Source organism: Mesorhizobium sp. M1142 (assembly GCF_040318565.1).
Taxonomy (GTDB): Bacteria; Pseudomonadota; Alphaproteobacteria; order Rhizobiales; family Rhizobiaceae; genus Mesorhizobium.
The window spans coordinates 151,177-163,967 of record NZ_JAMYMK010000001.1; the positions used below are offsets into that span (position 1 = coordinate 151,177).

The 12,791-nt window shown below is 61.5% G+C and carries 14 protein-coding genes; 7 read left to right on the plus strand and 7 right to left on the minus strand.

The features are described 5' to 3' along the window. Positions 1-16: 16 nt before the first annotated feature. The 5 genes from NKH42_RS00735 (at position 17) to NKH42_RS00755 (ending at position 5,947) form a co-directional block, all read left to right on the plus strand. A complete protein-coding gene (locus NKH42_RS00735; protein ID WP_352973713.1) occupies positions 17-148 on the plus strand; it encodes a Rossmann-fold NAD(P)-binding domain-containing protein in 132 nt (43 codons plus the stop codon). Positions 149-160: 12 nt separating this feature from the next. Continuing rightward, positions 161-631: a short chain dehydrogenase gene (locus NKH42_RS00740; protein WP_352973714.1), complete on the plus strand. Its 471-nt coding sequence runs from the start codon at positions 161-163 to the stop codon at positions 629-631. A gap of 86 nt (positions 632-717) precedes the next feature. Beyond that, complete coding sequence (locus NKH42_RS00745) at positions 718-3,159, plus strand: GcvT family protein (RefSeq protein ID WP_352973715.1); 2,442 nt, start codon at positions 718-720, stop codon at positions 3,157-3,159. Positions 3,160-3,298: 139 nt separating this feature from the next. Next, complete coding sequence (locus NKH42_RS00750; protein WP_352565149.1) at positions 3,299-3,664, plus strand: helix-turn-helix domain-containing protein; 366 nt, start codon at positions 3,299-3,301, stop codon at positions 3,662-3,664. Between the two features lie 795 nt (positions 3,665-4,459). Next, a complete protein-coding gene (locus NKH42_RS00755) occupies positions 4,460-5,947 on the plus strand; it encodes a tyrosine-type recombinase/integrase (RefSeq protein ID WP_352973716.1) in 1,488 nt (495 codons plus the stop codon). On the opposite strand, the gene NKH42_RS00760 is transcribed toward NKH42_RS00755, so the two are convergent. Beyond that, complete coding sequence (locus tag NKH42_RS00760; protein WP_352973718.1) at positions 5,928-6,833, minus strand: transcriptional regulator GcvA; 906 nt, start codon at positions 6,831-6,833, stop codon at positions 5,928-5,930. The genes NKH42_RS00755 and NKH42_RS00760 overlap by 20 nt on opposite strands. Positions 6,834-7,019: 186 nt before the next feature. Between NKH42_RS00760 and NKH42_RS00765 the strand changes: the two genes are divergently transcribed. Then, complete coding sequence (locus NKH42_RS00765) at positions 7,020-7,181, plus strand: DUF1127 domain-containing protein (protein ID WP_352973930.1); 162 nt, start codon at positions 7,020-7,022, stop codon at positions 7,179-7,181. Between the two features lie 57 nt (positions 7,182-7,238). Here the strand turns inward: NKH42_RS00765 and NKH42_RS00770 are convergent, their stop codons facing one another. From NKH42_RS00770 to NKH42_RS00785, 4 genes are all read right to left on the minus strand, one after another. Then, on the minus strand, positions 7,239-7,952 hold the full coding sequence (locus NKH42_RS00770; protein ID WP_352973720.1) for a HoxN/HupN/NixA family nickel/cobalt transporter: 714 nt from the start codon (positions 7,950-7,952) through the stop codon (positions 7,239-7,241). Between the two features lie 16 nt (positions 7,953-7,968). Beyond that, entirely contained in the window at positions 7,969-8,613 is a 645-nt protein-coding gene (locus NKH42_RS00775; protein ID WP_352973722.1) for a DUF1007 family protein, read from the minus strand. Between the two features lie 78 nt (positions 8,614-8,691). Continuing rightward, a complete protein-coding gene (locus NKH42_RS00780; RefSeq protein ID WP_352973723.1) occupies positions 8,692-9,213 on the minus strand; it encodes a hypothetical protein in 522 nt (173 codons plus the stop codon). 123 nt (positions 9,214-9,336) lie between these two features. After that, positions 9,337-10,206: a class I SAM-dependent methyltransferase gene (locus tag NKH42_RS00785; RefSeq protein WP_352973725.1), complete on the minus strand. Its 870-nt coding sequence runs from the start codon at positions 10,204-10,206 to the stop codon at positions 9,337-9,339. 150 nt (positions 10,207-10,356) lie between these two features. Between NKH42_RS00785 and NKH42_RS00790 the strand changes: the two genes are divergently transcribed. Then, positions 10,357-10,974: a TetR/AcrR family transcriptional regulator gene (locus tag NKH42_RS00790; protein WP_352973727.1), complete on the plus strand. Its 618-nt coding sequence runs from the start codon at positions 10,357-10,359 to the stop codon at positions 10,972-10,974. A 16-nt stretch (positions 10,975-10,990) separates the two neighbouring features. Here the strand turns inward: NKH42_RS00790 and NKH42_RS00795 are convergent, their stop codons facing one another. Both NKH42_RS00795 and NKH42_RS00800 read right to left on the minus strand, forming a co-directional pair. After that, complete coding sequence (locus NKH42_RS00795) at positions 10,991-11,428, minus strand: YqaA family protein (protein WP_352973932.1); 438 nt, start codon at positions 11,426-11,428, stop codon at positions 10,991-10,993. 12 nt (positions 11,429-11,440) lie between these two features. Continuing rightward, on the minus strand, positions 11,441-12,763 hold the full coding sequence (locus NKH42_RS00800) for an MFS transporter (RefSeq protein WP_352973728.1): 1,323 nt from the start codon (positions 12,761-12,763) through the stop codon (positions 11,441-11,443). Positions 12,764-12,791: the final 28 nt, after the last annotated feature.

Below are 12,791 nucleotides of genomic sequence, written 5' to 3' on the forward strand. Positions count from 1 at the left end.
AGAGAGGCGGGGCTTCGTGAGAATCGTTCATGTTGGTGCGAGCGGCGTGATCGGCAAGGCCGTGTCGGCCGAACTCGCCAGGCGCCATGATCTGATCGCTGTTGGCCGAAGCGCCGGCGATTTCCAGGTCGATATCGACAATCCCTAGTCCATAAGCCGAATGTTCAGTCAGATCGGCGAGTTCGATGCCCTGATATGCACAGCCGGCACCGTTCATTTCGCCCCGCTCGCGGAGTTCACCATCGAGCAATATGCGATCGGCTTGCAAAGCAAACTCATGGGGCAGGTGAACCTTGTCAGACTTGGACTTGGATTCCTTCGTGAGGAAGGATCGTTCACGTTGACTTCCGGTCCAACGAACGACGATCCGATATCGCTCGGGACATCGTCCGCGATGGTCAATGGCGCGCTCGAAGGATTTATCCGAAGTGCTGCAATTGAGCTTCGCCAAGATCGTCGGATCAATCTGGTGAGTCCGACTATGCTCGAGGAGTCCTCTCCGCTGTACAGTCCTTACTTCCGGGGTTCGAAGGCTGTCGCGACGAACGACGTGGTGCTTGGTTACGTTAAAAGTGTCGAGGGCAAGCAAACTGGATGCGTTTACAGGATTGGATGGTCACGAGATCGCTGACCTGACTGCATCGGTCGCCGCTTGGTTGGCCGCACTGGCATCAGCTTATCCGGCATGGATTGGTCTAGTAACGGGAGTAAGACCGCTTGATTATTCCGTCCAAAGCTCGCGCCGTGATCATAGGTGGCGGCGTCTCGGGCTGTTCGGTCGCCTATCACTTGGCCAAGCTCGGCTGGACCGACATTGTGCTGCTCGAACGCAAGCAGCTGACGTCGGGAACGACATGGCACGCCGCCGGCCTGATCGGCCAGCTGCGCGGCTCGCAGAACATGACACGACTGGCAAAATATTCGGCCGACCTCTACGTCAAGCTGGAAGCCGAGACCGAAATCGGCACCGGCATGCGCCAAGTCGGCTCGATCACCGTGGCGCTGACCGAAGAGCGCAAACACGAAATCTATAGACAGGCGTCGCTCGCCCGCGCTTTCGATGTCGATGTGCGCGAGATTTCGCCCAACGAAGTTAGTGAGATGTACCCGCATCTCAACATTTCGGATGTGGTCGGCGCCGTCCATTTGCCGCTCGACGGCCAGTGCGACCCCGCCAACATCGCTATGGCGCTGGCCAAGGGCGCGCGCCAGCGCGGCGCCACCATCGTCGAGAACGTCAAGGTCACCAAGGTCCACACCAGGGACGGCCGCGTCACCGGCGTGTCGTGGGCGCAAGGCGGCGAACAAGGCACGATCGAGGCCGACCTCGTCGTCAACTGCGCCGGCATGTGGGCCCGTGAGCTTGGGGCCCAAAACGGCGTCACCATTCCGCTGCACGCCTGCGAGCATTTTTACCTCGTCACCGAGCCGATCCCCGGCCTCACCCGCCTGCCGGTGCTGCGCGTCCCCGACGAATGTGCCTACTACAAGGAAGACGCCGGCAAGATGATGCTCGGCGCTTTCGAGCCGGTGGCAAAGCCCTGGGGCATGGATGGCATCCGCGAGGATTTCTGCTTCGACCAGTTGCCCGAGGACATGGAGCATTTCGAGCCGATCCTCGAAATGGGCGTCAACCGCATGCCGATGCTGGCCACTGCCGGCATCCACACCTTCTTTAACGGCCCTGAGAGTTTTACCCCGGACGACCGCTACTATCTCGGCGAGGCGCCGGAACTGTCCGGCTACTGGATGGCGACCGGCTACAACTCGATCGGCATCGTCTCCTCCGGCGGCGCCGGCATGGCGCTGGCGCAGTGGATCAACGACGGCGAGGCACCCTTCGATCTCTGGGAAGTCGACATCCGCCGCGCCCAGCCGTTCCAGAAGAACCGCCGCTACCTCAAGGAGCGCGTCTCCGAAACACTCGGCCTGCTCTATGCCGACCATTTTCCTTACCGGCAGATGGCAACGTCTAGGAATGTCAGGCGCTCGCCGCTGCACGAAGATCTGAAAGCGCGCGGCGCCGTGTTCGGCGAGGTCGCCGGCTGGGAGCGCGCCAACTGGTTCGCGCGCGAGGGCCAGGAACGCGAATACCGCTATTCCTGGAAACGGCAGAACTGGTTCGACAACCAGCGCGAGGAACACTTGGCGGTCCGCAACAAGGTCGGCCTGTTCGACATGACCTCGTTCGGCAAGATCCGCGTCGAGGGCCGCGACGCCTGCGTCTTTCTGCAAAGGCTGTGCGCCAACGACATGGACGTGGCGCCGGGCAAGATTGTCTACACGCAGATGCTCAACCGGCGCGGCGGCATCGAGAGCGACCTCACCGTGTCGCGCCTGTCGGACACCGCCTACTTCCTCGTCGTCCCCGGTGCGACGCTGCAGCGCGACCTCGCCTGGCTGCGCCGGCATGTCGGCGATGAATTCGTCGTCATCACCGATGTCACGGCTGCTGAGGCCGTGCTCTGCCTGATGGGGCCGGACTCGCGAAAGCTGATCCAGAAGGTCAGCCCCAACGATTTCTCCAATGAGAATAATCCGTTCGGGACGTTTCAGGAGATAGAAATCGGCATGGGTCTCGCCCGTGCCCACCGCGTCACCTATGTCGGCGAACTCGGCTGGGAGCTTTATATCTCGACCGACCAGGCCGCTCATGTCTTCGAGGCGATCGACGAAGCGGGCGCCGATGTCGGCCTGAAGCTCTGCGGCCTGCACACGCTGGACAGCTGCCGCATCGAAAAGGCTTTTCGGCATTTCGGCCACGACATCACCGACGAGGACAATGTGCTGGAGGCCGGCCTCGGCTTTGCGGTGAAGACGGCCAAGGGCGATTTTCTCGGTCGCGATGCCGTGCTGAAGAAGAAGGAGACCGGGTTGAACCGGCGGCTGGTGCAGTTCCGGCTGAAGGACCCCGAGCCCTTGCTCTTCCATAATGAGGCGATCCTGCGCGATGGCAAGATCGTCGGCCCGATCACCTCAGGCAATTACGGCCATCACCTCGGCGGCGCCATCGGGCTGGGCTATGTGCCATGCCAGGGCGAGAGCGAGGCGGATGTGCTGGCTTCTTCTTACGAGATCGAGATCGCAGGCGAGCGCTTTGCCGCCGAAGCATCGCTGAAGTCGATGTACGATCCGAAGTCGGATCGGGTGAAGATGTAGCGCGGTCCACTGCTCGACGTTAAATAGCCGAACGGGAGACCCGTCGGTATGGGCGTGCTTTTCTTTAATACGGCTCGTCTTCGCAAGTCGAGCTCGAAAGTCGATATAGATTCATATCTTGTTTGAAAGAGTGGACTGGATGACGCGATCTGAGTTCAACACACAGGCGTTTTTGAAGGAGCTGGATCGAAAGAAGTCAGATAGAAAACTGAACTGGAAGCAAGTCGCGGACCTTTCGGGAGTCAGCGCTTCAACACTGATCCTCATGGCGCAGGGACAGAGGCCAGATGTCGAGAACCTGGCTCGGCTTTTCCACTGGTCGGGTTTGAGTGCCGACACATTTATGGGCGCTGGACAGGGACACCGTCTTTTTACTGAGCCATTCAGCCAAATCGCCATGGTCATCTGTTCGGACAACTATCGTGCCGACAATAACCGCAGCACGGTGGTTGGCACCATCACTGGTATTTGTGGGCGTCTCCGAGACAAACTCCACCACGGCTAGCGGGAAATGATGGCTCTGGTACCCGTTTTGACGAGCGCAGGCCTCGTCGAGCGCCAGCGGGGTGTTCCCGTTCCCCAGGATGGCCGGCCCCCGTCGTGAGAAGACGGCCTTGGGGGTCTGGTTCATTGGCGTCGCAAACTTGCAGGCCTTCGCCCCCGAGTTTTGGCTCGGTCGATCAGTCAGTCCGCGAATCCGTTGGATGGCCTCCAAAAGATTGAAAGCGGAATGGCCGCTTTCAATGACCTCGTCCTGTGAGTTGTCAGGCCGCTTGCGGCCCCATTCCTGCCGACCTCCGATGATGGGCACCTCTAACAACCACGTGTCCAAATCCACTACGGGACGCACGACTTTGACTGCTGCCTTTATGGGCAGCAGCCACCAGTCTGCCGTTTGTTCGATGTCGACTTTCCCAAAGAAAATGGGCTGCTTTTGCCGTATTCCGAGCGAACTCGCATCGATTGGCGCCAGTACAATGAGTGGAAAACCCGGCTCTGCCGCTTACGTGCAAATTGCCCAACATCGAACTGCCGAACCCATAGCCGACCTAACCATTTGTAATATCTATAGAATCTGGCGCACCCGACAGGATTCGAACCTGTGACCTCTGCCTTCGGAGAATGGATAGTGGCTTTCGCCGGAACTATCCGATTCTATCCGAATGCACGTTATGCCACTGAAATCGCAAAACAAATTTGAAATCGATCAGCGCGGACGGTACGACGGAGCGGCTCAAACCCCTCCCTGCCGTGCTTACGCTTTGCTTACGCAGGGAATCAGTCAAGGAGACCCAAAAGCATGGCGAAGCTGACCAAACGAACCGTCGATGCCACCGATATCAGGTCCTCGGACTATGTCATGTGGGACGAAGAACTGCCCGGTTTTGGCTTGCGTGTCTTCGCTTCGGGAAAACGCAGCTATGTCCTGCAGTATCGCACTGCCGGCCGCTCGCGTCGCTACACAATCGGTCTGCACGGAGTTTGGACCCCTGAAGAAGCCAGGCGCGAGGCGAAAGTGCTGCTGGGTCAGGTCGCAAGGGGTGGCAACCCCGCCGAAGAGCGCAAGCTCGATCGGGAAGCGATCACGGTCAAGGAACTCTGCACCCGTTACCTCGAAGATCTCAAGAATGGGCTCGTGCTCGGGAAAAGGGGGCGGCCCAAGAAACCCACGACAATCTCCACCGATGTCGGGCGCGTCGAGCGTCACATCGTCCCGCTGCTCGGCAGTCGACGGGTAAGGGATTTGGCCAAATCCGACATCACCCAGGCCATGAAGGACATCATGGCGGGCAAGACACGCGCGAACGTCAAGACGGACAAGCCGCGCGGGCGCGCAATCGTGCGCGGCGGAGCAGGCACGGCAGCCCGAACGATAGGGCTCTTCGGCGGCATTCTCAGCTATGCGGTCGAACTCGGTATCATCGAGCAGAACCCCGTGCATGGCGTTCGCAAACCGAAGGACAGGATAAACGCTCGCCGCCTCAGCGAGCAGGAGTATCGTACGCTTGGTGATATTCTGCGGAAGGCAGTCGATGACGGGCAATACGAGACCACCGCGGAAATGATCCGGGTGATCGCGCTGACGGGCTGTCGACGCAGCGAGGTCATCGGCCTATGTTACGGCGAAGTCGATGTTGAAGGCAGTTGCCTGCGCCTGACCGACAGCAAGGAGGGAGCGTCGGTGCGTCCGATCGGTCTGCCGGTGCTGGAATACCTTGAAGGTCGCCGCGACGAGGAACACGGCTCCGACGACTATGTCTTTCCCGGCTGGGAGGACGCCACGCCATTCGGAAGCTTCCCCAGGCACTGGACGAAGCTGCTCGAGAACACCGACCTGGCCGGCATCACACCCCATGTTCTGCGGCACAGCTTCGCTAGCATCGCCAACGACCTTGGGTTCACCGAGGCGACTATCGCCGCCTTGGTTGGGCATTCCCGAGGGACGGTGACGAGCCGCTACATTCACACCGTGGACACCGCGCTCATCATGGCGGCTGACAGCATCGCCGGGTACATTCAGGGCTTGCTCGATGGCGTGGCCTTCAGCCACACATCCTATGCACTCGATCGGGATTCTAGGAAGTCAGCGCTTGCCACTTCCTGGGACAGACAGGTCCTGCGGCGCCAGAAGCCAACCGCGCTGCCGCCTGAAAAAGGCGACTTTGCCATCATCACACGCCATGCTCTGCGGCACGGCTTAGTCGAGGAACTGAGCCTTTGGCGAGTAACGCCTGAGACTGCCGGGCGTTCGCGATTTGGAAGTACTGCTATGGAGCGAGCGTCTTGAGGCGACGTACGTCATCAGCGGCCTCGGCCAACAGCCAGTCGCGGAATGTCGTGATTTTCGGGAGCATCGACGTCGCCTGGGGGCAGACGATCCAGTAGGTCTTGGACAATCGCAGAGCCGTGGCGAACGGTCTTACGAGGCGCCCGTTGATGAGGTCCCAAGCCGCAAGCGTGGTGCGGGCGAGTGCGACGCCCTGGCCGTCGATAGCAGCGTCTATGACCATGCTTGCGCGGTTCAAGACCGGTCCGTGAAGGAGTTTGGAATCTCCCACTCCAGCGGCCTCGAGCCATTCCGACCAGTCCTTTCGGTCATCGAGATGCAGCAACGGAAATTTCAGCACATCGGACGGCTCGCGCATCCGCTCGTGAAGTTTTGGACTGCAGACCGCGAACAGCTGCTCGGAGCACAGGCGGACAACATCACGCCCCGCCCAGTTGCCATCGCCATGCCGCACGGCAAGATCGACGTCCTCTCTTGCGAAGTCGACGTGATGCATGGTTGCGGAAATCCTGAGATCGATGTCCGGATGCGTCTCGGCAAACCTGCCAAGGCGGTTTACCAGCCATTTGGCCGCAAAGTCGGGCGACGTGCTGACCGTCAGCGCTCCGGCTAGGGATAGATGCTGGATGCGTTGCGTGCCGAGAGCGATACGGTCGAAGGCATCGCGCACCACCTCCAGATACGAGAGGCCGGCCCGCGTGATGCTCAGCTTTTGACGTTCGCGATCGAACAGCCTGATCCCCAATTCAAGTTCAAGCGCCTTCACCTGATGGCTCACCGCCCCCTGCGTCACGGACAGCTCTTCCGCCGCCCTGGTGAAGCTCTCGTGACGTGCCGCCGCCTCGAAGGCTTTGAGGGCGTTGAGTGAGGGCAGTCGGCGGGCCAATTTCGCACCATGTCATGAGAAAAATTGGGCCAAGCACGAGAAACCATGCTTTGCGCCCGTGACCAGATTGCAGCATTTCCGCAGCACACGTCAACCAAGCGCACTGCGGAAGGATGAGAAATGTTAGATCCCCTGCTGATTGAAACGCCGAGGCGTTCACCGCCAAAGGCAAGTGCCCATCGCCTCATGGACAATTTAGTGCGCTCGATAGCATCGGTGGCGCGCTGGATCGAATTCCATCGCCAACGAGAACAACTAGCCGAACTCGAAAACCATCAAATGGCAGACTTGGGTCTGAGCCCTGCGCAGGTTCGGAAGGAATGTGCAAAGTGGCCGTGGCAGGCCTAATTCACGAATGGGGACGACATCTACGAGCAGCGCACAATCAGTCGCGTCTTGGTCAAATCAGCGAAGCAAGATTTCGTGGATGGCAAGCGCGATCAGGGCAGCGCCAGCCAAGCCCTCGATGGAGCGGGTGATCGCTTCGAGCAGGCGCGACCTACCTTCGACAAACCACACCAGGCGTTCGCGCAGTAGGATCGACAAAATTGCGACGGCCGATAGCGTGATCGCCACGCCAATCATCATCGTGCCGGCAAAGAGAAGGCCCGCCACCGGAACGCTTCGCGAAATCGCGAAGGTCATCACGAACAGCGTCAGCGGGCACGGGATCAGGCCGGCCATGAAGCCGACGGCTTCGCCTTCGTGCTTGTGATGATGCCCATGGCTGAGTGCCCGCCACAGCATCCATAGCCCGATCAGCCCAAGCAGTCCGCGGCTGATGTCTTCCAGCAGAGGAGCGCGGCCGACGCTGCCCAAGGCGATTGAGACGAGCGGCAAGGACAGGGCGGCAATCACCACCGCGATGGTCACATGGGTGACGGAGAGCGTGATCGAGACCAGGAGGCCACGCGCCACCTTGGCATCCGAACCGGCCAGATAGGTTGCCAGCACCGCCTTGCTGTGGCCGGGCGTCAGCGCGTGCGCGGCACCGAAGAGCACGCCCATGGGCAGGAACGCCGTGAAACCCAGCCAGTCGCCGCCGGTGGACAGCAGTTTGATCTGCTCGGCAAGCGCCAGGTAGATCGTGCGCTGGAACTCGACGAGGTGCAGGAACATCAGGCGGCCCTGCCCGTCAAGCGCATGTCAGTTCGAGACGCGTGGCGAAGATCTTGCCGAGATCGGTTCCGGTCGGATCATTGAAGAAAGCGTCCGTAAGCTTCGTCTGGTTCTGCGCGATCGCCGTGTTGGGATCGGGGCGCACTACCGTGCGTGAACAGCCTTGCGGCAGGCCGGCTACGGCAATTTTGTCGTCATCTGTAAAATCGATCGCCGTGTAGAAAGTCGGATCATAGACGCCGATGCTGACCTTGCCGGCGAGCGGCAGCATCTCTTTCGGCTGCGTCTCGAACTGGATGACGAGTTGATTGTTCTCGTAGCTGGTGACGAGCCTGGCCGGCGGCGTCATCGCCACGTCCTTGCCATCCACCGTGACCATTTGGAAATAATTGTATTCGGCGAGCGAGGCATGGATGGTGAGAGCGGCGGCGTCGAGTTCCTTGGCATCGAGGGTGAGGTCGGAATTCTTGTCGAATTCCATCAGCACCGTCGAGGAGAAGAGCTCGTCGAACCGCCAGAGATGCCTAAGCGACTTGACCGACCTGTCGGCGCCGACCGTCAGGTCCAGCCGCGCTTCGGCGAAGACATGAGGGTGGGCGCCCGCCGCAACGGTCGAAGCGAACAGGAGCGCCACGCCTGAAATCCTACCTGCCAGCCGCATGGGCGCCTATTTCCTTATCGTTCACGTCAGTCTGGACACCTGGCAGCGCAAGCAGGCCAAAATGGGACCGGGGCGGGATCATTCATCGACGATGGAACTTGCAATGATTGCACTGCCCTGAACGCCCGCCGACGTCAAATGCACAAGCTGCCGGCGATTGCCGACAATTAGGATGAACAGCCGGGAAATCACGCTGCCCTTCCTCTTCTCGGCGATCTTTTCGGCGTCGGTGCGGACGAAGAACCGCTTTTCGAATTCGGCGCGATCGACATCGAGGAGCTTGACCGAGCAAGTCTGGACTGTCCTGCCGTCCATGGTCGCCCTGGTCACCGCGATCATCGTTCCGGCAGGCAGGTCCGCGCCGGTCGCCTGCCAGCCGCGGAAGACCTTCATGTCCTCGATGGGAGCAAGGTCCGCGCCATCGGAGAGCGGCGTCCATCCGCGCGTCTTCGCCAATGCAATGGTGCGCTCGAAGTCGGGACCTTGCGCAAGGCATGTCCAGTGGAAGGCGTCCAGCGCCCGGTCTACGCCATCGGCGAGCGCAAGCGGTGAGGCCAGGCACGCGGCCGCAAGGGTCAGGGAAAAGAAGGCCTTAGACATCAACCCGACGATTCAGACATGGCAATCCGGCAAGATAATGCCGGAATCGCTGATAGCGCAACGCGGCCCGCGTAACGGGCGTCTTCGGTCGGCGCCCGGTCCGGCGGCCGCCGCATGCCGCGATCAGGCAGGCAGGACTTTGTTCGTCGTCGCGCGAACATAGTCCAGATTCATGGCTCCGACGGCGCCGATGTCTTCGATCTTGAAACCTGTTTCGGCCAACAACGTTGCGACCGTATTCATGTCGATATGTCCATGCCGATGGAGCCTCGGCAATCTGGATTCGCGCAGCGGCCTGCCGAAGTCGATCAACAGCAGCCGGCCACCGGGCTTCAGCACGCGCCTTGCCTCTTGGAAAAAGGTTGAGCGGACGGGGTAGGACAGATGGTGCAGCATGAGCGTGCCGATCACGACATCGAAGTGCCCATCCGGGAAAGGGATTTCCTGAGCGGTCGCATTGACGAGGTCCAGGTCAAGGCCGGCGCGGATGGCCTTGGCGCGCGCCCTCTCGATCATCTCGGCCGACGCATCGATGCCGGCGACGCTGCCGCCGGGACCGACCAGCCGTCTCGCGGAGATGGCCAGCGTGCCCGTGCCGCAAGCGACATCGAGCACCGCCTCGCCGCGCTGGAGCCTTGCCAAACGCAGCATGAATTCACGGAACCGGCTCTCGCGACCCAAGGTCAGGACGCGCACCAGCAGGTCATAGCCGGCCCCGCTGTGCAGGACGGTGCCAATGCCCTTGTCGCTCGCGCCATGCGCGCTGGCAGGCCGCATGTGACGGAAGCCGCCCCAGAGCGCGAATGCCGCGACCGCGGCGAGGATGAGGCCGTGGACTGCAACCGTCCAGGCACCGGCGTTGAGATAGCCGCCCCCCAAATGAAACATCAGCAGCAAACCGGCGACCAGCGACAGTTTGACGAGCACGACAAGCACAATAGCGCCCTTTCGCGAATGCTGTCCGTTGCCGGCCCGATGACCAAATTGGTGCATGTCTTTTGCCTCCTCGTCGTTCCCAGTGTGCTCAAGGTTTATTGAACTTCTGGACTTGGCGTATCATACTGGACACAGTGTCCGAGAATGCCATTGACAGACACTGGAGCGCCGGATGTCCGAAACCGCACGCGACAAGGGGCAGTGACCATGAAAATCGAGCGGACCGACGACAGGGGTACGATCGACCGGCGCGTCGCGCGCACGCGCGCCCTGCTGCAGGACGCGCTGATTGCCCTGATCCCGGAGCGCGGCTATGCGGCTCTCACCGTGGAAGACATCTGCCAGAAAGCTGATGTCGGCAGGTCGACCTTCTATACCCACTACGCCGGCAAGGACGAACTGCGCAGCGCAGCCCTGGAGGCGCATCTGCAGTCGCTGAGCAAGCGCGTGTCGGCAAACGAAAAGACAGGCAACCGGCTGTTCGAATTCAGCCTGCCGATGTTCGAGCACGCGCGCGCGTTCAGGTCGCTTCACCACGCGCTGCTTGCGAGCAGTGGCGATACCATCCACGATCAATTGCGTGAACGGATACGGCGCGCCGTGCGGACGGAACTTGCCGGCAAGCGGATCGGCTACACCGGCATGCCGATCGAAATCGCCGTCCAGTTCATATCAGGAGCATTTCTTGCAGTGCTTGCCTGGTGGATCTCCGAGGACAGCAAGCTCTCCCCGGCACAGATCGACGAGTTGTTCCAGCGGATGGCCGGCCAGGGCCTCGGCGCCATGGGGGTCGACCACTCGGATATCGGGCCGGCCAGGCGATAGTGCCGGCCGCTCCTCGCTATATCCAGTGCAGGACAGCGCCCGCCAGTGCGAGATAACGGCCGGCTTTCGCGATCGTGACAATCGCAACGAAGCTCCAGAGCGGCTCGCGTAGCACGCCGGCGACCACTGTCAGCGGATCGCCGATGACGGGAACCCAGCTCAGCAGCAGGCTCCATCGCCCGTAACGGCGATAGCGAGCCACGGCGCGGTCGAAAGCTGCTGGCTTCATCGGAAACCATTTGCGGTCGCGAAAACGGTCGATGCCACGGCCGAGCAGCCAGTTGACCACGGAGCCGAGCACATTGCCGATCGTCGCGACGAGGATCAGCGCTTCCGGTGACTGGGTTCCGGCAACCAGCACACCGGCTAGCACCGCCTCCGACTGCAGCGGCAGGATTGTCGCTGCGGCGAACGCGGTCAGGAACAGCCCGCCGAAGGTAGCGACATCTCCCAGCATTGCGGCCGGTCAGTTCCCTTTCGGCCATTTTGGGTGCCGATCGTTAACGACGTAGCCATGCGCGTGCTCGAAACCTGCTTCGGTCCAGACGGCGTCCTCGAGATGTGAATGCCCGTCCGGCAGATCGTCATGGGCGTGGGTGAGGACGTCGAGATCGTGACGCGGCCACAGCCACATCGCGGCCAAGAGCGCCGCAGCGCCGATGATGCCAAGCAGGACGAAGGTGAAGGACAGGCCCATCGCCGCGCCGACGAGACCTGCGATTGGATAGGTGATCAGCCAGCAGGCGTGCGAAAGCGCAAATTGCGCGGCAAACAATGCCGGCCTGTCGACGGGATCGGCGGAACGCTTGATCAGCCGCCCAGACGGGGTCTGCGCCAGCGAGTAGCCAATCCCGAGCACGAACCACAGCGGCAGAAGCAGCGCGTAACTGCCGGCGAGAGGCCCGGCGAACACGCCGGCGACCAGCAGGCCGGCGCCTGACAACATCGCAACCCGATCCGGGATGCTGTCCAGCAGCCGCGGCAGGACCAGCGCCGCGATCATCGAGCCGCCACCGAAGGCGGCAAGGGCAAATGCCGTGTCGCTCTGGGAAAGGCCGAATTTTGCCTGGACCAGCACAACCGTGTTGACGATCACCATGGCACTGGCGGCGGCGACAGCGAGGTTGAGCGCCAGCAGGCCGCGCAATCTCGGCGTCGCCAGATAGATACGGATGCCGCGTGTGGTGCGCTCGTAAATGCCGCGCGGCTCAGACGGTTTCGGGCTGGGCAGAACCACCGACACCACCAGCGCGGCCGACGCCATGAAGCCTATGACCGTGCCTGCGAACAGGCTATGGAAGCTGATGACGGAAAGCAGTGCCGCCGCCAGTATCGGACTGACCACGCTCTCCAGATCGTAGGCCAGCCGCGATAGCGACAGCGCCCGCGTGTAGTCCTTTTCCTTGGGCAGCACGTCAGGGATTGAGGCCTGGAACGTTGGCGTGAAGCCCGCCGAGGCCGCCTGCAGGATGAAAATCAGCACATAGATCTGCCAGACCTCGGTGACGAAGGGCAAAAAGACGGCGACCGCCGCCCGCACGAGGTCGAGCGACACAAGCATGGTGCGGCGCGGCAGGCGCTCGGCGAAGGCCGCCGCCACGGGCGCCACGCCGACATAGGCGATCATCTTGATAGCGAGCGCGGTGCCGAGCACGGCACCCGCATTGGCGCCGGCAAGATCGTAAGCCAGCAACCCTAGCGCCACTGTGGCAAGGCCGGTGCCGATGAGCGCGATGACCTGCGCCAGGAACAGGTGCCGATAGGTGCGGTCGGCAAGGACTTCCAGCATGATGTCTGTCTTCTCGGAATGCGCGGGC